This is a genomic window from Endozoicomonas sp. OPT23, assembly GCF_009653635.1.
Lineage (GTDB): Bacteria > Pseudomonadota > Gammaproteobacteria > Pseudomonadales > Endozoicomonadaceae > Endozoicomonas_A.
The window spans coordinates 146,591-165,256 of sequence record NZ_PPFD01000009.1 but is presented as its reverse complement, the minus strand read 5'-3'; the positions used below and the strand labels follow the sequence as shown (position 1 = coordinate 165,256).

13 protein-coding genes and 12 tRNA genes are annotated in these 18,666 nt (G+C 47.7%); 18 read left to right on the top strand and 7 right to left on the bottom strand.

Going from position 1 to position 18,666, the window contains the following annotated elements; genetic code table 11:
- Positions 1-49 precede the first annotated feature (49 nt).
- The 12 genes from EOPP23_RS20150 (at position 50) to EOPP23_RS20095 (ending at position 1,610) form a co-directional block, all read left to right on the top strand.
- Positions 50-125: transfer RNA gene (locus tag EOPP23_RS20150), tRNA-Val, on the top strand.
- A 42-nt stretch (positions 126-167) separates the two neighbouring features.
- Positions 168-244: transfer RNA gene (locus EOPP23_RS20145), tRNA-Asp, on the top strand.
- 116 nt (positions 245-360) lie between these two features.
- A tRNA-Val gene (locus tag EOPP23_RS20140) sits at positions 361-436 on the top strand.
- A gap of 42 nt (positions 437-478) precedes the next feature.
- Positions 479-555 (top strand) — tRNA-Asp (locus tag EOPP23_RS20135).
- Positions 556-638: 83 nt separating this feature from the next.
- Positions 639-714: transfer RNA gene (locus EOPP23_RS20130), tRNA-Val, on the top strand.
- Between the two features lie 61 nt (positions 715-775).
- Positions 776-852: transfer RNA gene (locus EOPP23_RS20125), tRNA-Asp, on the top strand.
- 38 nt (positions 853-890) lie between these two features.
- Positions 891-966: transfer RNA gene (locus tag EOPP23_RS20120), tRNA-Val, on the top strand.
- Positions 967-1,008: 42 nt separating this feature from the next.
- A tRNA-Asp gene (locus tag EOPP23_RS20115) sits at positions 1,009-1,085 on the top strand.
- Between the two features lie 37 nt (positions 1,086-1,122).
- A tRNA-Val gene (locus EOPP23_RS20110) sits at positions 1,123-1,198 on the top strand.
- A gap of 49 nt (positions 1,199-1,247) precedes the next feature.
- Positions 1,248-1,324: transfer RNA gene (locus tag EOPP23_RS20105), tRNA-Asp, on the top strand.
- Positions 1,325-1,401: 77 nt separating this feature from the next.
- Positions 1,402-1,477, top strand: a tRNA-Val gene (locus EOPP23_RS20100).
- A gap of 56 nt (positions 1,478-1,533) precedes the next feature.
- A tRNA-Asp gene (locus EOPP23_RS20095) sits at positions 1,534-1,610 on the top strand.
- A gap of 110 nt (positions 1,611-1,720) precedes the next feature.
- Here EOPP23_RS20095 and EOPP23_RS20090 read toward each other — a convergent pair.
- Positions 1,721-2,044, bottom strand: coding sequence for an RNA-binding protein (locus EOPP23_RS20090; RefSeq protein ID WP_153767782.1), 324 nt, complete (start codon positions 2,042-2,044; stop codon positions 1,721-1,723).
- Between the two features lie 403 nt (positions 2,045-2,447).
- Positions 2,448-3,824: a sodium:alanine symporter family protein gene (locus EOPP23_RS20085; RefSeq protein ID WP_153767781.1), complete on the bottom strand. Its 1,377-nt coding sequence runs from the start codon at positions 3,822-3,824 to the stop codon at positions 2,448-2,450.
- Positions 3,825-4,351: 527 nt separating this feature from the next.
- Here EOPP23_RS20085 and glyA point away from each other — a divergent pair.
- The gene (glyA, locus tag EOPP23_RS20080; protein ID WP_153767780.1) at positions 4,352-5,650 is read left to right on the top strand and encodes a serine hydroxymethyltransferase; all 1,299 of its coding nucleotides are present in this window, start codon (positions 4,352-4,354) and stop codon (positions 5,648-5,650) included.
- Positions 5,651-5,841: 191 nt separating this feature from the next.
- On the opposite strand, the gene EOPP23_RS20075 is transcribed toward glyA, so the two are convergent.
- The 3 genes from EOPP23_RS20075 to EOPP23_RS20065 all read right to left on the bottom strand — a co-directional run bounded on the left by EOPP23_RS20075 (position 5,842) and on the right by EOPP23_RS20065 (position 8,647).
- Positions 5,842-6,489, bottom strand: a complete 648-nt coding sequence (locus EOPP23_RS20075; protein ID WP_153767779.1) for a hypothetical protein — start codon at positions 6,487-6,489, stop codon at positions 5,842-5,844.
- A 190-nt stretch (positions 6,490-6,679) separates the two neighbouring features.
- Positions 6,680-7,768 (bottom strand): glycerophosphodiester phosphodiesterase, encoded by a 1,089-nt coding sequence (glpQ, locus tag EOPP23_RS20070; RefSeq protein ID WP_153767778.1) that lies wholly within the window; start codon positions 7,766-7,768, stop codon positions 6,680-6,682.
- A gap of 231 nt (positions 7,769-7,999) precedes the next feature.
- Positions 8,000-8,647: a helix-turn-helix domain-containing protein gene (locus EOPP23_RS20065; protein ID WP_153767777.1), complete on the bottom strand. Its 648-nt coding sequence runs from the start codon at positions 8,645-8,647 to the stop codon at positions 8,000-8,002.
- Between the two features lie 260 nt (positions 8,648-8,907).
- Between EOPP23_RS20065 and EOPP23_RS20060 the strand changes: the two genes are divergently transcribed.
- The 4 genes from EOPP23_RS20060 to gcvT all read left to right on the top strand — a co-directional run bounded on the left by EOPP23_RS20060 (position 8,908) and on the right by gcvT (position 14,949).
- Positions 8,908-10,290 carry an L-serine ammonia-lyase gene (locus EOPP23_RS20060; RefSeq protein WP_153767776.1) on the top strand — a complete coding sequence of 461 codons (1,383 nt, stop codon included), beginning with the start codon at positions 8,908-8,910 and terminating at the stop codon, positions 10,288-10,290.
- A gap of 84 nt (positions 10,291-10,374) precedes the next feature.
- The gene (gene gcvH, locus EOPP23_RS20055) at positions 10,375-10,749 is read left to right on the top strand and encodes a glycine cleavage system protein GcvH (RefSeq protein ID WP_153767775.1); all 375 of its coding nucleotides are present in this window, start codon (positions 10,375-10,377) and stop codon (positions 10,747-10,749) included.
- Positions 10,750-10,855: 106 nt separating this feature from the next.
- Positions 10,856-13,738 (top strand): aminomethyl-transferring glycine dehydrogenase, encoded by a 2,883-nt coding sequence (gene gcvP, locus EOPP23_RS20050; RefSeq protein WP_153767774.1) that lies wholly within the window; start codon positions 10,856-10,858, stop codon positions 13,736-13,738.
- A gap of 92 nt (positions 13,739-13,830) precedes the next feature.
- Positions 13,831-14,949 carry a glycine cleavage system aminomethyltransferase GcvT gene (gene gcvT / locus EOPP23_RS20045; protein WP_153767773.1) on the top strand — a complete coding sequence of 373 codons (1,119 nt, stop codon included), beginning with the start codon at positions 13,831-13,833 and terminating at the stop codon, positions 14,947-14,949.
- Positions 14,950-15,095: 146 nt separating this feature from the next.
- On the opposite strand, the gene EOPP23_RS20040 is transcribed toward gcvT, so the two are convergent.
- On the bottom strand, positions 15,096-16,568 hold the full coding sequence (locus tag EOPP23_RS20040) for a hypothetical protein (RefSeq protein ID WP_153767772.1): 1,473 nt from the start codon (positions 16,566-16,568) through the stop codon (positions 15,096-15,098).
- 117 nt (positions 16,569-16,685) lie between these two features.
- Between EOPP23_RS20040 and EOPP23_RS20035 the strand changes: the two genes are divergently transcribed.
- On the top strand, positions 16,686-17,591 hold the full coding sequence (locus EOPP23_RS20035) for a 1-aminocyclopropane-1-carboxylate deaminase/D-cysteine desulfhydrase (RefSeq protein ID WP_228550815.1): 906 nt from the start codon (positions 16,686-16,688) through the stop codon (positions 17,589-17,591).
- A 1-nt stretch (position 17,592) separates the two neighbouring features.
- Here the strand turns inward: EOPP23_RS20035 and EOPP23_RS20030 are convergent, their stop codons facing one another.
- Positions 17,593-18,531 (bottom strand): DUF1853 family protein, encoded by a 939-nt coding sequence (locus tag EOPP23_RS20030; RefSeq protein WP_153767771.1) that lies wholly within the window; start codon positions 18,529-18,531, stop codon positions 17,593-17,595.
- Positions 18,532-18,666 lie beyond the last annotated feature (135 nt).

Genomic DNA, 18,666 nt, shown 5'->3' with positions numbered 1-18,666 from the left:
GCAACCAACTTTTCAAAGCGTTCTCAAATGAGAGTGATTCGAAAAGCATGGGTGATTAGCTCAGCTGGGAGAGCAGCTGCCTTACAAGCAGCGGGTCGGCGGTTCGATCCCGTCATCACCCACCACTTTAAGTCTTAGCATTCGAAAAAGTGTTAAGCAGGAATAGCGGACCGGTAGTTCAGTTGGTTAGAATGCCGGCCTGTCACGCCGGAGGTCGCGAGTTCGAGTCTCGTCCGGTCCGCCATTTTTATTAATGCTTAGCAAGTGATTGAAAAGCATTAAATAATACTTGAACGACAATCGTCTTCAGGTATAGTTCGAAGCCTGCTTTTGATCGCTATCAATAAGTAATGGTTATATGGGTGATTAGCTCAGCTGGGAGAGCAGCTGCCTTACAAGCAGCGGGTCGGCGGTTCGATCCCGTCATCACCCACCATATTAAGCCTTAGTATTCGAAAGAATGTTAAGCGGAAATAGCGGACCGGTAGTTCAGTTGGTTAGAATGCCGGCCTGTCACGCCGGAGGTCGCGAGTTCGAGTCTCGTCCGGTCCGCCATTTTTTAAATAGATAAAAGCATGACAGGCGTTTTTATCTATAGCCTTGAGCGAAGCAGTTTGCTGCGTAGAAGGCCAAGATTTGGGTGATTAGCTCAGCTGGGAGAGCAGCTGCCTTACAAGCAGCGGGTCGGCGGTTCGATCCCGTCATCACCCACCACTCTTTTTAAGAGAATAAGTCTTAAGCTTTTCTTCGTTGAAAAGTGTTAAGCGGAAATAGCGGACCGGTAGTTCAGTTGGTTAGAATGCCGGCCTGTCACGCCGGAGGTCGCGAGTTCGAGTCTCGTCCGGTCCGCCATTTTTTAAGTGACAATGCACACTTTAACAGCATTGATTGGGTGATTAGCTCAGCTGGGAGAGCAGCTGCCTTACAAGCAGCGGGTCGGCGGTTCGATCCCGTCATCACCCACCATATTAAGTCTTAGTATTCGAAAGAATGTTAAGCGGAAATAGCGGACCGGTAGTTCAGTTGGTTAGAATGCCGGCCTGTCACGCCGGAGGTCGCGAGTTCGAGTCTCGTCCGGTCCGCCATTTTTAAGTGATAATGCACACTTTAACAGCATTGATTGGGTGATTAGCTCAGCTGGGAGAGCAGCTGCCTTACAAGCAGCGGGTCGGCGGTTCGATCCCGTCATCACCCACCAAACAAAGTCTTAAGCTTTTCTTCGTTGAAAAGTATTAAGCGGAAATAGCGGACCGGTAGTTCAGTTGGTTAGAATGCCGGCCTGTCACGCCGGAGGTCGCGAGTTCGAGTCTCGTCCGGTCCGCCATTTTTTTACTGTGAAGTAAAAGTAAATAAAGCACGACAGGCGTTTTATTTATTAAAGTCTCTTTTTAAGAGCGCTCAGGGTGATTAGCTCAGCTGGGAGAGCAGCTGCCTTACAAGCAGCGGGTCGGCGGTTCGATCCCGTCATCACCCACCACATTAAGTCTTGATGTTTGAAGGAGTTATCTCTGAAAAACAGCAAGCAGGAATAGCGGACCGGTAGTTCAGTTGGTTAGAATGCCGGCCTGTCACGCCGGAGGTCGCGAGTTCGAGTCTCGTCCGGTCCGCCATCCTTTCTAAAACCCTAATAGCTCAGGCTGTTGGGGTTTTTTTATGCCTGTCAGAAATAAAAAAAACCGATCAGGGTGATCGGTTTCTTATTGCTTAAGAGTTACAAGGCTCAGAAGCGGCGGTTACTACCTTCACGGTTACCACCGCCACCACCAAAGTTGCGACGAGCGCCACTATTGTTGTTGCGTGGGCGTTCAGTAGCAATGCTTACTCTGATACCGCGTCCGGAAAGGTCACGGCCGTCCAGAGCCAGAGCAGCTTCGGCAGCGTCATTGGAAGTGAAGGTCACGAATGCAAAACCACGTGAACGACCGGTTTCGCGATCCAGAATAATCTTAGCTTCTTCGATTTCGCCATAGGCGCTAAAAGCTTCTTCTAGATCTTGTTCAGTGGCTGCAAAGGCCAGATTGCCAACGAACAGTTTGTTTGACATTTTCTCTCTCTCTCCGAGGACGCTGTAGCTGCTTTTCTGTGACCATAAAAAGCACCGAGCGTCCTGGAAATCATCGGTTAAAACGTCACCTTTGACTTCAAAAAAGTCGCTGCAGTCTTTGGTATCAGGCAAGAGTACATGTTTTTAGTGAATCAGCATTGTAGCATGCGGCTCTAGGCTGTGAAGGTTTGTTAGATGACATATTTCTTACAGATAAGCGCTTATATGCTCTAAATCAAAGAATGCGGCTGAGGCGTTCGTACAGCAATGACGGTGTTGTGGGGGTTATGGGTGAGCTAACTGGTTGATATCTGTTTAGAAATGATTGAAATAAAGCGAGATGGGAGAAGTGGGTAAAAACTGAAGCCTGACTGGGGTCATCAGGCTTCAGCTTTAAAAAGAGTTACTGTGCAGAGACAGTTTCGCCGCTTTTCTTGTCGGAGAAGTACTCTTTAGCCAGTTTGAATACAACCGGGCTTAGCATGCACAGGGCAATCAGGTTAGGTAGAGCCATCATAGCGTTCAGGGTGTCAGCTACCAGCCAGATGAAGTCCAGGCTTAGTACTGCACCGGCTGGAACAGCCAGGATCCACAGGATGCGGTAAGGCTTGATCGCTTTAACGCCCAGCAGGTATTCAACGCTACGTTCGCCATACAGAGCCCAACCAAGGATTGTGGTGAAGGCAAAGATGCTCAGGGAAACTGCGATGATGTAGTTACCTACACCTGGCAGAGCCTGGGCAAAAGCAGCAGAAGTCAGAGCAGCGCCAGATTCACCAGAAGTCCAGAGACCGGAAGTGATGATTGCCAGGCCAGTGATAGAGCAGATAACGATGGTATCAATAAAGGTACCCAGCATCGCAATCAGACCCTGACGTACAGGATCTTTAGTCTGTGCGGCAGCGTGAGCGATTGGAGCGGAACCCAGGCCGGCTTCGTTAGAGAAAACGCCGCGAGCTACACCGAAACGAATCGCCATCCATACAGCTGCACCGGCAAAGCCACCTTCAGCAGCAGTGTCAGTGAAAGCGTAAGTGAAGATCAGGTCCAGAGCGTGTGGAATCGCGTCAGCATTGATCGCCAGAACGATCAGGCCTGCACCCAGATAAGCGATGGCCATAACAGGAACCAGTGCGCCAGCAACAGCGCCGATACGCTTGACGCCACCCAGCAATACCGCACCAACCAGTACCATCAGAATGACGCCGGTGACCCATTGTGGCATGTCGAAGTTGGCATGCAGTACATCAGCAACGGAGTTGGACTGTACTGTGTTACCGATACCGAAAGCAGCGATAGCAGCGAATACGGCAAAGGTTGTACCCAGCCATGCCCACTTCTGACCCAGACCGTTCTTGATGTAGTACATCGGGCCACCAACGTGGTTGCCTTCTTCATCTACTTCACGGTATTTAACGGCCAGAACGGCTTCGGAGAACTTGGTGGCCATACCAACGAGGGCAGTACACCACATCCAGAACAGTGCGCCAGGGCCGCCGAGGAATACAGCAGTAGCAACACCAGCGATGTTACCAGTACCAACGGTTGCGGACAGTGCGGTCATCAGAGCCTGGAAAGGTGAAATCTCACCTTCTTTCTCTTCACCCTTTTTACTGTTTCTTCCGCCCCAGAGGAGTTTGAAGCCAGTGCCGAGCTTGAGGAGAGGCATCAGTCGAAGACCGAGCATCAGGAAAAGACCGGTACCCAGTATGAGTACCAGCATCATGGGGCCCCAGACAACGCTGTTTATGGAGCTGAATATGGAGGTTAATAATTCCATGGTGATAAAGGATCCTTATTTTTATTGTATTACGTCGGTTTTTTTATGGCTTTTGGCAAAACAGGGACAGTGGGTGCCGGTGTCGCTGTTCGTAGAATTTGTCAGGGGCCTTTGCCCGTTTACTGCTATTGGTCAAAGTTGTATTAGGTAGTAGTGCACCTCTTTGTTTTTTTCTTATTGGTGGTGAATGTTTACTAAAAGAGAAATTATCCTTATATAACCAATCTTTCAAGTGCTCTTTTAATAAAAAAACCACATTTATCAGCAAATTATTTCATAGCTCAATATTATCAGTGTGTTCAAAAATACGGCTCTCTATGCTCATTGTTGTCTTCCATTGTCTCTGATGAATTTGTTATTCCAGTTATACGTCAATGAGCTGATTAAGATTCAAACTTTGTAAATAAAAGTTTCCTATAAGAGAAAAAGTTGCCTGATAAGAATTTTGGCGATAAAGTGACGCCATCAAAATGTTTCACAGACAAACAATAATAAACGGCCATGTCCGTCTCTGGAGAAAATAATAAATGAGCAAGGCATACCCGTCAGAAGCCGCACAGGCATTCTTTACTCAAGACCTGTCCGCTATCGACTCCGCTGTTCGTTCCGCTGTTAATGAAGAGAATGAACGTCAGGAAAAGCAGATCGAACTGATTGCTTCCGAGAATATTGTTTCCCGCGCAGTCATGGAAGCTCAGGGAACAGTGCTGACCAACAAGTACGCTGAAGGCTATGCAGGTCGCCGTTATTATGGTGGCTGTGAGCACGTAGATAAGGTTGAGACTCTTGCCATTGAGCGAGCCAAGCAATTGTTCGACTGCCAGTTCGTAAATGTTCAGCCTCACTCCGGTGCTCAGGCTAACGGTGCGGTAATGCTGGCACTGCTGCAGCCGGGTGACACTATTCTGGGTATGTCACTGGACGCCGGTGGTCACCTGACTCACGGTGCTCGTCCTGCTCTGTCTGGTAAATGGTTTAATGCAGTTCAGTACGGCGTAAATCGTGATACCCAGCAGATTGATTACGATGAAGTAGAAGCTCAGGCCGTTGAGTGCCAGCCAAAGATGATTATTGCTGGCGGTTCTGCGATTCCTCGTGAAATTGATTTCAAACGTTTCCGTGATATTGCTGACAAGGTTGGTGCTTATCTGATGGTTGATATGGCACACATTGCTGGCCTGATTGCTACCGGTGCACACCCAAGCCCGCTGCCTTATGCAGACATCGTTACTACTACTACGCACAAGACTCTCCGTGGTCCTCGTGGCGGTATGATTCTGTCCAACAATCTGGATCTGGGTAAAAAGATTAACTCTGCCGTATTCCCGGGCCTGCAGGGTGGTCCACTGATGCACGTTATTGCTGGTAAAGCAGTGGCACTCGGTGAAGCACTGCAGCCAGAATTCAAGGACTACATTGGTTCTGTCGTAAAGAATGCCCGTGCTCTGTCTGAAGTTATGGTTGAACGCGGTTGTGACATCGTAACCGGCGGTACTGATACACACCTGGTGCTGGTTGACCTGCGTCCGAAGGGGCTGAAAGGTAACTATGTTGAGGAAGCTCTGGAAAGAGCCGGTATCACCTGTAACAAGAACGGCATTCCATTCGACCCTGAAAAGCCAATGGTCACTTCCGGCATCCGCCTGGGTACGCCAGCGGGTACCACTCGTGGTTTTGGTGAAGAAGAGTTCCGCAAAGTCGCTCACTTGATCAGTGATGTACTGGATGGTCTGGTCGAGAACGGCACTGACGGTAACCATGCTGTAGAAGAGAAAGTAAAAGTTGAAGTCGAAGAACTTTGTGCTCGCTTCCCTCTCTACGCATGAGCTTATGAATAAAAGAATGTGTTGTATTGTCAGATCGTAGTGGGTGCCTCTGACAGTGCAAGCATGACTCGCCCGGATATCTTTAATGGTGTCCGGGCGTTTTTCGTTTTGTACTTAGATTCAGGGTTGGTTTTCAGGTTATCTGGACATAGGTTGTCGTCAAAGTTTGAAGAGAGGCTACCTGCTATATACTAGTCCCTTGCAAGTCTACGCAAAGATACTATCTCGTTTTGAATGGGCATGCCCATAGGTCTGAACTCATCTACCCCCATGTCAGGATAAGGCTCCGAAACAAAATAGTTTGTCCTAGAGTGTAATAACTGGTCAAAAACGGAGCCGAGTATGCTCAATGCAGGTACGGCTAGAACGAATAAATTGAGTGAGGCTATAGCGAGAGTTTGGCGGTAGTTCTTTCCTGATACAGTGTCCCATGAGAAGTTCGCATACCTGACTTCACCAGGTTGGATTTCGTTCGAAAAGATGCTGTTTGTCGGGTGACTTTCCTCATAATGCGAAATAAGGTATCTAACCTTAACAGTGGGAATCCTGTGGCAGAGGCCGGTAATAGTTTTCTGGCTGTTAATTAAAAAATTAGAAATAAAATGGTTGTCTGGAATAGAGACAGGTTCGAGTTTCTCAGTTGAAGGTCGGGAAAAGAATAACTGAAAATCCTGATGGCTGGGGGTGGTTCCATATTTGATGAGTAAGTGTTGAGGTTCGCTTTCAATGTAGACTTTTTTATACTCACAAAGAAGAAAAATCTGGCTCGCTTCAGACTGAGTGGGGGCGCAACCAGCAGCTGCGATAAGGCTTAGTAAAGCAAGACTATAGTGCTTCATTATTATTATCTTGATAGTCGGAGTAGCTGGAAGTGTAGTTGATATATTAATTATCATTTATGTTTTGGATGGGCGGCTTCTGTAGGCTGTAATGAAAAACCTGAAACCGGTCTGGATTAACCTTGAATACGTGAATTATTTGAAGGCATCTGAATACTTTTGACTAAGAAAGTAAGGGTTCTGACTCGATTTATCGTCGAACTTTATGGGCTCGGTCAGGGAAGTCAGTGAATACGGCATCTACACCGATATCATAAAAAAACATGCTGACCATATCTTCAAAGTCTTTGGCGGGGGTGAGAATACGACCTTCATCTGCACGAAAGGTGTATGGATGTACTTTTAATCCGAGTTTTTTTGCTTCAGATATCATAGGTAATAGAGTCAATCCTGTGCGGGCGGATTGTTTTGTATCCAGAAGAAAAGATTTCCATGGACCAATGCCGTCCGCGTATTCGGCAATTTTTTTCATACCTCCTTTTTCAAGCATCCAACCGAAGTCATAGGGAATCAACTTGCCATCGATAATACTGTAGGACTCGTTCCAGCTGGTTTTAGCGATCAGCTGAATAACGTTTAGCTCCATTCCCAGTTTTGGTAGAAGCTCTTCAGCAATTCGCCTGGTTTCAATAGGGTTAAAACACTGAATAAATATTTTGTCAGATTTCTTGTGGTAACCGTATTTTTTCAACTCTTTCAATACAGCAAGAGATATGTCCTTTCCTTCGATCAGAAACTGACTGGGGTTTTTAACTTCTGGATAGATGCCGACATTCCTGCCTGTTGCCTTATTCAAACCCTGGATTAACTCTATGGCTTCAGCCAAAGTGGCTACTCTAAAGCCTGATTTCCAGATAGGAAAACGTTCGGGCCAGATGGCTGTGGTCTGACTCCTGTCATGCTGTTTTGTGGGAGCATCAGTTGTACGAAAGCCTGTAGTAACATTCAGCTTTTTAATTTCTGCCAGTGTAAAGTCAATAACGCGCCAGCGCTTACTGCCATCAGCTTCTATTCGGAAGCGGTTGGGGAATTTGAATGCTGCGTCGGTGACACGATCCAGGAAAATATCATGCAGAAGAACAAGCTGGTTATCACGGGTCATGACAACATCCTGCTCAATGTAGTCTGCATTCATAAAGTAGGCGGCAGTGTATGATTCCAGGGTGTGTTCGGGCAGATATCCGCTGGCACCGCGGTGGGCAATAATCAGCTTTTCGCTGGCGAAGCCGGCAGAAAGAGTACAAAACGCTAATAATAGAAGAAGCATTTTTGTGAACATGATTGTCCATTAAGTAATGTTTTATTTGTTTTTATAAGCTATCTCCGCAAGGCCTCTGGCCATTGCTGTTTTTACTGTTAACTCGAGATAGCAATAGTAAATTACATTAGCAGTGATGGAGTGAAAGTAAAAACTGAAGCATTTAAGGCGAGAGAGTTAATAAAGGCTCTGAACCTGCCTGTTCCGAGCTTCAGGCAGATTCATGGGCTTAACTGTACTAACAATTTTTGACTAAGCGGTAACCCAGAGAATAACTGCATCCTCTTCACTGGTTGAAATAACCGCGTGCCCCATTTCAGCATCATAATAAGCGCTGTCGCCTTCCTGAAGTTCTACGGGCTGATAAAATTCGGTGTAAAGCTCAATACTGCCACTCAGAACCAGTAGGAACTCTTCACCTTCGTGTCTTACCCATTCTTCATAATCATTAAAGCTGCGTGCACAGACGGTGGTGCGATAGGGCACCATTCGCTTACCAGTTAACTCTGCCGCAAGCAGTTCATGTTCATAGGTTTTGGTGGGATGAAGCTTACCAGTGCCTTTTAAAGTGACGTCACGACGACCTACGGCTGCTGACTTCTTTTTAGCCGGACTAAACAGTTGTGGGATGTCGATTCCCAGTCCGTTAACCAGTTTGGTGACAGCGGCAAACGTAGGAGAGATCTGATCATTCTCAATTTTGGAGATCGCTGATCTTGAAAGACCGGTCAGTTTACTGACCTCTTCCAGGGTGAGATTTCTGGTTTTGCGAATCTCCCGAACCCTCTGCCCCAGCTGTAAAGGCTCAACGGTAGCGTCAGCCTTATTTTTAGCTGGATTCCTGCGTTCGATTTTTATTTTGACCTGTTCGTCTTTCAGGAAATCCGTGTGTTCTGACATGGTGTATCCGGTTTGTTCGAGAAGTTGCTTCCTGATAGTGGAAAGCTGGAGCTTAACTATATCGCAATCGCAAAAGTATGAGTATTGTTAAAAATGTTTCTTATAGGAAACTTTTTGGTTGATGATGAAAAAATGTCTTGGTAATCTCTCAAACCATTGGAAAAGAAACATAAATTCAGCCTTGAGCTAAAGACGCATTTTTTTCGTTGCTTCCAGTAATGACAAAAATGCTCAGACAAATAATAACAACGGAGTCTTCTATGGGTTTGAGCGTGCTGGACCTTTTCAAGATTGGCCTTGGTCCATCTTCTTCCCATACCGTTGGCCCAATGGTGGCTGGTAACCGTTTTGTTGCAGAACTGGTTAGCAGAAACCTGATGGAACAGGTAGCCAGTGTTAAAGTCGAATTATTCGGCTCACTGGCGATGACAGGCAAGGGACATGCGACAGATACCGCCGTTATGCAGGGTCTTTCGGGTGAACAACCGGATCAGATAGATCCAGATTATGCGCCAGAATTGGTCGCCACTATTCGTGAACTCCAGAAAATCGATCTGGGTGGCATAAAGACAATAGCTTTTAAAGAAGAGTCTGATTTGTTGTTCTGTTTTGGTCAGTCTCTGCCCAAACACCCTAATGGCATGACTCTAAGCGTTCGAGATGAAGCCGGTATTGTCATTTACCAGAACAATTTCTATTCCGTAGGTGGTGGTTTTGTTCTCAGTGAAGAAGAAACTGAGAAAAATGATCAGCCAGAAGAAGCTTCATCAGTAAAACTTCCATACCCGTTCGAGAATGGTGAAGACCTGCTGGTTATGGGCAGAAAATCCGGCCTTTCCATCGCTGAAATGGCACTGGCCAATGAAGCTCTACTGGGTCGCTCTGACGATATCCGAAAAGACTTGCTGCATATTCGCGATGTTATGAATGCCTGTATCGATCGTGGTTGTGTTCGCACTGGTGTATTGCCGGGTGGTCTGGGAGTAAAACGTCGTGCTAACAGCCTTCATGCTGACCTGCTGAAGAAACAGAAATCCGGTGATAACCATCTGGAAGCGATGGACTGGGTTAACCTGTTTGCCATGGCCGTCAATGAAGAGAATGCTGTCGGTGGTCGTGTAGTAACAGCACCCACTAATGGTGCAGCGGGCGTTATTCCAGCGGTTCTGGCTTACTTCGAGAAGTTTCTTAATAAAGATGGCGACGACGGCATAGTAACCTTTCTGGCGACGGCTGCCGCCATCGGCATGCTTTATAAGAAAAATGCCTCTATATCTGCTGCTGAAGTAGGTTGTCAGGGTGAGATTGGAGTGGCCTGTTCCATGGCTGCAGGTGCACTGTGTGCAGTGCAGGGTGGAACCAACGAGCAAATCGAAAATGCCGCTGAAATTGGCATGGAACACAACCTTGGCCTGACCTGCGATCCAATCGCCGGACTGGTTCAGGTTCCCTGTATCGAACGAAACACCATGGGTGGAGTGAAAGCGCTTAACGCTGCTCGCCTGGCCATGAACGGTGACGGCAGTCATCGTGTTCACCTGGATGAAGTGATTCAAACCATGTACCAGACTGGTCTGGACATGCATGAAAAATACCGGGAAACAGCCACAGGTGGCCTTGCCATCAACGCTGTTGCCTGCTGATTGCGACATAAGTTGAAACGTTAATTACAGCTGTTCATTAAAGCTAACAACAAAAACTAACTATAAAGAAAGAAGGAATGCATCATGACTGCAAGTCTGAAATTTGCTCCATCACACGAATGGGTTCAGGTAAACGGCGACGGTACTGTAACAGTGGGTATCAGTGAACACGCTCAGGAACTGCTGGGCGACGTAGTATTTGTAGAACTGCCGGAAATCGGTCAGGAAGTCACTGCAGGCACTGAGTTCTCTCTGGTTGAGTCTGTAAAAGCAGCGTCTGACATCTATGCACCTGTCAGCGGTGAAGTGGTTGAGGTCAATGAAACTCTGGACGAAGCTCCGGAAACCATCAATGAATCTCCTTTAGACACTGGCTGGATCGCCAAAATCAAACTGTCCAATGAGTCCGATCTGGACAATCTGATGGACGAAGCTGCCTACAAAGAAACTTTGGACTGATCAGCGAACATTGACTGAGGCCGGATATTTCCATCCGGCCTGACTGTATTCTCGTGTGCTTCCTGTCATGTCATCTCAGCCGACAGGATGAACTAAAGGTATTTTCATGGCTGTTGAACAACAATTTGAAAAGAGAACGCTCGCTGAACTGCAAGAGCTGGGCGCATTCTCTCACCGCCACATCGGCCCTAATGAAGCTGAACAGAAAGCCATGCTTGATGCGCTTGGTCTGGCTTCAATGAATGAATTGATCAGCAAGACCGTGCCTGAAAGCATTCTGCTTGATCAGCCTCTGGCTCTGGACAGTGCTAAGACAGAAGAGGAAGCACTGGCTTACCTTAAGTCACTGGCAGACCAGAATACAGTTAACAAGTCTTATATCGGTATGGGTTATTACAACACCCTCGTCCCTTATGTGATTCTCCGCAACGTGATGGAAAATCCGGGCTGGTACACGGCTTACACACCTTACCAACCAGAGATTTCCCAGGGTCGTCTGGAAATGCTGCTGAACTATCAGCAGATGGTAATGGACCTGACCGGCATGGAAGTGGCCAACGCCTCTCTGCTGGACGAAGCAACAGCTGCTGCTGAAGCTATGTCCCTGTGCCGCCGTTCCAACCGCAGCAAGCACCAGGTGTTCTTTGTTGCTGACGACGTGCATCCGCAGACCATCGACGTAATCAAGACCCGTGCCGCCTACATGGATATCCCTGTAGTAGTAGGCAACCCGGAAACCGAACTGGAAAAACACGAAGTGTTCGGTGTTCAGCTTCAGTATCCTGGCACTTACGGTGACATCAAGGATATCGAAGCCATTATCGCCAGCGCCAAACAGCAGAAAGCCATGGTTTCCGTTGCTACTGACCTGCTGGCTCTGATGCTGCTGAAATCACCAAAAGATCTGGGTGCTGATATTGCTCTGGGTACCAGCCAGCGCTTTGGTGTACCCATGGGCTTTGGTGGTCCTCACGCTGCATTCTTTGCGACTGGTGAGAAGCTCAAGCGTTCTATCCCTGGTCGTATTATCGGTGTTTCTGTCGACAGCAAGGGCAACCAGGCCCTGCGTATGGCGATGCAGACCCGTGAACAGCACATCCGTCGTGAAAAGGCGACGTCTAACATCTGTACCGCTCAGGCTCTGCTGGCCAATATGGCGGCCTGCTACGCGGTTTACCACGGACCAGAAGGTCTGCGAGCCATTGCTGAACGTGTTCACGGTCTGACCTCTTTGCTGCAGTCTTCACTGCAAAAGCAGGGTCTGGAAGTGAATGGCAGCTTCTTCGATACACTGACAGTGAAAGTGGGTGAAGAGCAGGAGCGTTTGTATAATGCAGCACTGTCTGAAGGCATTAACCTGCGTCGTATTGATAGTGACTCTCTGGGTGTCAGCTTTGATGAAACCAATACAGTTGACGACATTAAAGAGCTGTTCCACCTGCTGACTGGCAGCAACGAACGTCTGGATGCTGACGTGCTGTCTCTGTCCGGTATTTCTGCAGAGCAGCGTCGTACCGATGCCGTTCTGGAACACCCTGTGTTCAACAGCTATCAGTCCGAAACTGAAATGCTGCGTTACCTGAAGCGTCTAGAGAATAAAGATTACTCCCTGACCCATGGCATGATCCCGCTGGGCTCCTGCACCATGAAGCTGAACGCAACTTCCCAGATGCTTCCGGTGACCTGGCCTGAGTTTGCCAACATTCACCCGTTTGCGCCTAAGAACCAGACCCGTGGTTATCTGAAGATGATTCACGAGCTGGAAGACGCACTGGCTGAAATTACTGGCTACGACGCTGTCTCCATGCAGCCTAACTCCGGTGCTCAGGGTGAATACGCAGGTCTGTTGGCCATCCGTAAGTATCAGGAATCTATCGGTCAGGAACATCGTGATATCTGCCTGATTCCTTCTTCTGCACACGGTACCAACCCTGCCTCTGCTGCCATGGTCAGCATGAAGGTAGTGATCGTTGAGTGCGATGAAGACGGTAATGTTGACGTTGAAGACCTGAAAGCCAAAGCTGAAAAGCACAGTGAAAACCTGTCTGCGCTGATGGTAACTTACCCGTCCACCCACGGTGTCTTCGAAGAAGAGATCCGTAATATCTGTCAGATCATTCACGACAATGGTGGTCAGGTTTACATGGACGGCGCCAACATGAACGCTCAGGTAGGTGTTTCCAAGCCGGGCGAGATTGGATCTGACGTTTCTCACCTGAACCTGCACAAGACCTTCGCCATTCCACACGGTGGTGGTGGTCCGGGCATGGGTCCTATCGGTGTTAAGAGTCATCTGGCTCCTTTCCTGCCAAACCATCAGGTAAACCCGATTGAAGGTGACAACGAAGGCATTGGTGCGGTATCTGCAGCGCCTTTCGGTAGCTCCTCCATTCTGCCAATCAGCTGGATGTATTGTGTGACTCTGGGTCGTGAAGGTCTGCGTGAGTCTACCGAGCTGGCGATTCTGAACGCCAACTACCTGACCGAAAAACTGTCTGGCCATTATCCGATACTTTTCCGTGGTCGTACTGGCATGGTTGCCCACGAATGCATCATCGACATTCGTCCGCTTAAGGACGCCAGTGGTGTAACGGAAGAAGATATTGCCAAGCGTCTGATGGATTACGGTTTCCATGCGCCGACCATGTCTTTCCCGGTTGCCGGCACTCTGATGATCGAGCCGACCGAGTCCGAGTCCAAGGTAGAAATTGACCGCTTCATTGATGCCATGATAAGCATCAGAAAAGAAGTTGAAAAAGTGCAGGCTGGTGAATGGCCGCTGGAGAACAACCCGCTGGGCAATGCACCACACACTATGAGTGATCTGGTAAGCGCTGACTGGGATCGTCCTTACAGCCGTGAAGAAGGTGTATTCCCGTCTAAGGCTACCCGTGATTCCAAGTACTGGCCGACCGTGAACCGTGTTGACAATGTTCACGGTGATCGTCACTTTGTCTGCTCCTGCCCGAGCATTGATGTTTATCGTTAAGAACAGAGATGAAGACTGATTAAGTCACAGTCTGAATCATAAGCCAGCCTGTCAGCTCAGGCTGGTTTTACCGAATTTGCAAGGATTAGGTCATGTCAGAGCAACTGAACAAAACCCCTCTCTACGATTTGCACCTGGAACTGGGTGGCAAGATGGTCCCTTTCGCCGGTTTTGAAATGCCGGTTCAGTATCCACTGGGCGTAAAAAACGAACACATCCATACCCGTGAAAAAGCCGGTTTGTTTGATGTTTCCCACATGGGACAGGTTCTGCTGAAAGGCGAAGGCGCTGCGGCCATGCTGGAGAAGCTGGTGCCGGTTGATATTATCGACCTGCCTGTTGGTAAGCAGCGTTATGCGCTGTTCACCAACGAAGAAGGCGGCATCATGGACGATCTGATGGTCGCTAACTATGGTGACTACCTGTACGTTGTCGTAAATGCGGCTTGCAAGTATCAGGACATTGGTCATATGACCGAAAACCTGGAAGACGGTGTTGAACTGGAAGTACTGGACGACCGCGCTCTGGTAGCACTTCAGGGTCCTGCTGCTGCAGACGTAATGAAGCGTTTTGCACCTGAAACGGCTGACATGGTTTTCATGGATACCCGTCGTATCAGTGTTGAAGGCATTGATTGCTTCGTGTCCCGCTCCGGTTACACCGGTGAAGACGGTTTTGAAATCTCCATTCCTTCTGCTGATGCTGCCAAGCTGTGCAAGATGTTCCTGGACCAGCCTGAAGTTGAGGCTATTGGCCTGGGTGCTCGTGACTCCCTGCGCCTTGAGAGTGGTCTGTGCCTTTACGGGCACGATCTGGATACCACTACGACACCGATTGAAGGCAGCCTTATCTGGGCGATCTCCAAGATCCGTCGTGCTGACGGCGAACGTGCCGGTGGCTTCCCGGGAGCTGACAAGATTCTTGAGCAGATTGCCACCAAGGAATTCGACACCAAGCGTGTTGGCCTGCTGGGTTCCAGCCGTGCGCCGGTTCGTGAAGGTACCGAGCTGGTAAACGCTGAAGGTGAAGTGATCGGTAAGGTGACTTCCGGCAGTTTCGGACCTACCATTGGTGCGCCCGTTTCCATGGCTTACGTGAAGAAAGCGTATTCTACTCTGGAAACTGAAGTTTTTGCTCTGGTGCGTGGAAAGCAGTTGCCAATGACTGTCAGCCGTATGCCGTTTATTGAGCAGCGTTACTACCGCGGTTAATAATAAAGCGGTAAGAGGTTTATCTTCTTCGGGCAGGCTTACTCTTTGTGAGCCTGCCTTTGTTTTTCTATTCTGCCTTACTCTCCTCTCCCGTTTCTATATTTTCAGATCTAAACATTAATATTTGGTTGCATGTGTCAACACACTTACTGACTGAAACTTAGTGTCATTACCAAAGCTATAACCGCTTCAACCCAATATGTGCTTTTTAGATCTGGAGAGTTGCTGTGAACAGTAACCAGTGTGGGGGCATTTGTTCTGGGTGAGTCACTGTGTGTTGATATTGCTGCCGTAATTGGCGGAGCCATTGTTTCAGTGCTCTCTTCTGTTTCCTCAGGGCAGGTGAAGCCTTGCATGGAGATATAGAAGGGATTATCCGAAGGCAGGTAATTGGGAGACGGAGTGTCGGCTTCTTCTCGTGCAGATAAAACAGGCTGAGCTTGATAAGTAACGACCATCAGGCTGGCAGGGTCAATAAGTTGCATAAACAGTGCGCTGACCTTCAACTGACCATTCTCTACTCTGGCGTACTCTGAACTATTGGTGTTGATTGAAATGAGCTCATCTTTTTGATTAAGAAAGACAAGTGTATAGGGTATTGTATTATCCGAACTGTCCAGATTCATTACCCAGTCACTGCGAGGCGTTTTTCCGGGTTGCAGAAGCTCACCTGCTTGAATAGGAATGTTCCTGACTGAAATAGACATTCGGGTCGTTGGATGATTCCCGACAATGTAATCTTCAGACTCACTGGAGAAATAGGCGGGCGTCAAGCGAACTTCCAACTGATGACAGATGGCTTCCTTCAGTGGTACTTCAACGTTGATTGAAGTGTCAGTTGTTTTTCTGGTTGTCAGAATTTCTCCCAGACTGTTTTCTATGACCAGATAGTATCGCAGCGGATAATTCCAGCGAGGAAGATCGGGGATGAATACAGGAGTCCATTGCAGCAAAAGTGCGACAGTTGCAGGCAGGTTTTTTATGGTCGTTAACGATTCTGTGTTCAATGAGCCTGAGTCCAGTGACTCGAGGTTCGCAGGCATCAGGCAACTCTGCTGTAGAAGCTCTTTGGTGGATAAGCGCTCGTAGTCGGGCAGATTCTGAGAGTTGTCTACCAACCCGGTCTTCAATAAAGTTAACCAGTCGAGAGTGGTTCTTTTGATGGCTTCGAAGCTAAATACACGTAATGTCTTGTTGTTTCCGGAAGGAATGTAGTAGGTAGTATCGGATGTCTGATCGGGTGGAAACTCTGCTTCACAGGAAATTAAGGTATTATTTATGCTAACGGGCAGTACCTTAACGACATCAATACCAACATTGGTTCTATTAAAAAAGAATGTAATCGAGTTGGTTGTACTGCCATTGATACAGGCTACGTCAGTTGATGAACCATTGAATGTGGCCTGATGGATTCGGGTACCATTAAAGTACCAGCGGGAACCAACACTATCAGCTGCACTGCAGCTGTAGGTTGCTCTGGTTCCTTCCAGATAGTTCTCTGGGCTGGAAAGAATGACTCTGGGGTTGTTGGCTGAAGCAGACTTCGGGCTTGTCATGAGAATGATTAAAGAGATGGCGCAAGCATGAGCCAGTAAAAAATAACGTGATTTATTAATCATCTTTTTATCTCCGATACTAATGGCGAGTCGGAATCAAACTATAGACCAGAATTTATATGTTGCTTTGCAGAAAGAAGAGAATCTTCTTCCGGCTGAGTGATAGCAGGAAAACAAAAAATGATGTTTCTTAAACAGGCTGTTCCGGTTCTGTCTTTCTGTTCAGGTTCTATTAAGCATGGTCAGTTAACGGTAGATGTTCTCAGGCTTGATTTGTTGCACCCCGAAATCAGCGGTAATAAATGGTACAAGCTCAAACACAATATTCTTGAGGCTCAGTCCAGAGGTATTAATACCGTTCTCAGTTTTGGCGGTGCCTGGTCCAATCATATCCATGCACTTGCCGCGGCGGGCAAACACTTTGGCTTTAAAACTATTGGCGTTATTCGTGGTGAAAGACCAAAACAACCGTCAGCCATGCTGCAGGATGTCGAGCGCTGGGGAATGCAGCTGGTTTACGTCAGCCGTTATGATTATCGAAAGCGTTATGAGCCTGAATATCATCAGGAATTACTTGAGCAATTATCATTGCAGAACAATGAAGTCTGGATTGTCCCTGAGGGTGGTTCCGGAGAGTTAGGTGTTAAAGGTTGTGAAGAAATTCTTGAGTCCGGAAGTATCGACCCTGCAGATTATGATCAGATATGGCTGGCCGCAGGAACAGGTGCAACAGCGGCAGGAGTAATTCGTTCGGTAAACAACCGAAGCCATGTAAAAGTTGTACCTGTATTAAAAGGCGCTGCTTTTATGGAGGCGGATATTAATCAGTATCTGGATGCATCGTTAACTAACTGGTCGCTTGATCTTGAAGGGCATTGTGGCGGTTATGGTAAAACCACGCCAGAGCTTTTGCAGTTTATAACTGAGACTGAAGAAGAGAGTGGTTTACCTCTTGATCAGGTGTATACCGGAAAAATGCTGCTGGCTTTTAAAAAAGCGGTTGAGGCCGGGCAAGTCGCAGAGGGCTGTCGTGTGTTATTGATTCACACGGGAGGTTTGCAGGGTAGGCGAGGACTTAAAATTTGAGTCAGAAAAGTTGTTTCTGAGAAGTTATTACTGCATTTTTCTGCCAGTCATCAGGCACAACAATAAAACGCTGTTCTTCAATGATACGTCCACCCTGAATACGACAACGGGCGATTAGCTTTGGAGCTGTTCCACTTTGCATTTGTGCCTGAAGGTGAGCGACCAGCTGTTGTTCATCAAACTGGATATTGCAGTCTTCTTGACCAGCAAAAGGCGATAGCCAGAGTTGCTTGGGAAGCTCTTGATAGACTGAACTCTCTGGCAGTGTATCAATGTACGAGGGTAGTTTGCTGGCAGGCAGCCATTGTCCCCGAAGGTGATTATCTGATACACCAACGGGTGTATTGCACGGCTGGTCGAACGGGTAAAAGAGATACCCCTGAACCAGAATCTCCTGCCTGATAACTTCACTGGTAATATCACCGAGGGCAGTCTTGCCTTCTTCGGTTTGAGACAGGTTGATTTGATGATCGATCAGCCTGTTCAGTTTCCTGTCCAGACGATCTTTCAGGCCTGGTCCCACCCAGTGATTCCAAGTGCTTGGTATCTCATTACTGGAAGGTAAGCCAAGATAGTACTTAATCGCCAGCTCTCGATGAATGATTTGATTCTGTTGCCGAAGAATCAAGTCAAACTCCCCCAGTGTTCGATTACCCTGTTTGACCTGAAGGTTAGTGGCAATAAGTTCGGAGTTATGTCCATGGGAAAGTACAAACTGCCAGAGAGTTTCATAATAAATGCCCAGCAGGTGTTGTCGGCGCTGACCTAATAATTCAATCAGGGTACTAAAGCCGGAACGAGTCAGTTGATACTCAGACCGGTCTGATGCTTTTATAAGGTTTGGAGTTTCTATAAACAGTGGATTATGCTGCTGACTTAGCAAGGCAGGGCTGGATTGAATCCAGTGGATGTCTCTGGCTATTTGATCGAAAGTCAGCATTTAATATTGGAGCTGCCGTTTAAAGTCTGGTAAGTATGTGGCCATACGTAATCGAATAATTGAATAGCCGTATGCCCACCAACGGTGGAGAAGTGGCTTATGATTTCGAATGTCCGGGTGCTCAAGACTGGCACT

What these genes read in the sequence shown, in the direction of transcription:
- EOPP23_RS20040 (WP_153767772.1), bottom strand. Translation starts at nt 16,568, where the DNA reads ATGATTAATAAATCACGTTATTTTTTACTGGCTCATGCTTGCGCCATC.
- gcvH (WP_153767775.1), top strand. Translation starts at nt 10,375, where the DNA reads ATGACTGCAAGTCTGAAATTTGCTCCATCACACGAATGGGTTCAGGTA.
- EOPP23_RS20085 (WP_153767781.1), bottom strand. Translation starts at nt 3,824, where the DNA reads ATGGAATTATTAACCTCCATATTCAGCTCCATAAACAGCGTTGTCTGG.
- EOPP23_RS20065 (WP_153767777.1), bottom strand. Translation starts at nt 8,647, where the DNA reads ATGTCAGAACACACGGATTTCCTGAAAGACGAACAGGTCAAAATAAAA.
- glyA (WP_153767780.1), top strand. Translation starts at nt 4,352, where the DNA reads ATGAGCAAGGCATACCCGTCAGAAGCCGCACAGGCATTCTTTACTCAA.
- EOPP23_RS20030 (WP_153767771.1), bottom strand. Translation starts at nt 18,531, where the DNA reads ATGCTGACTTTCGATCAAATAGCCAGAGACATCCACTGGATTCAATCC.
- gcvT (WP_153767773.1), top strand. Translation starts at nt 13,831, where the DNA reads ATGTCAGAGCAACTGAACAAAACCCCTCTCTACGATTTGCACCTGGAA.
- glpQ (WP_153767778.1), bottom strand. Translation starts at nt 7,768, where the DNA reads ATGTTCACAAAAATGCTTCTTCTATTATTAGCGTTTTGTACTCTTTCT.
- EOPP23_RS20090 (WP_153767782.1), bottom strand. Translation starts at nt 2,044, where the DNA reads ATGTCAAACAAACTGTTCGTTGGCAATCTGGCCTTTGCAGCCACTGAA.
- EOPP23_RS20035 (WP_228550815.1), top strand. Translation starts at nt 16,686, where the DNA reads ATGATGTTTCTTAAACAGGCTGTTCCGGTTCTGTCTTTCTGTTCAGGT.
- EOPP23_RS20075 (WP_153767779.1), bottom strand. Translation starts at nt 6,489, where the DNA reads ATGAAGCACTATAGTCTTGCTTTACTAAGCCTTATCGCAGCTGCTGGT.
- gcvP (WP_153767774.1), top strand. Translation starts at nt 10,856, where the DNA reads ATGGCTGTTGAACAACAATTTGAAAAGAGAACGCTCGCTGAACTGCAA.
- EOPP23_RS20060 (WP_153767776.1), top strand. Translation starts at nt 8,908, where the DNA reads ATGGGTTTGAGCGTGCTGGACCTTTTCAAGATTGGCCTTGGTCCATCT.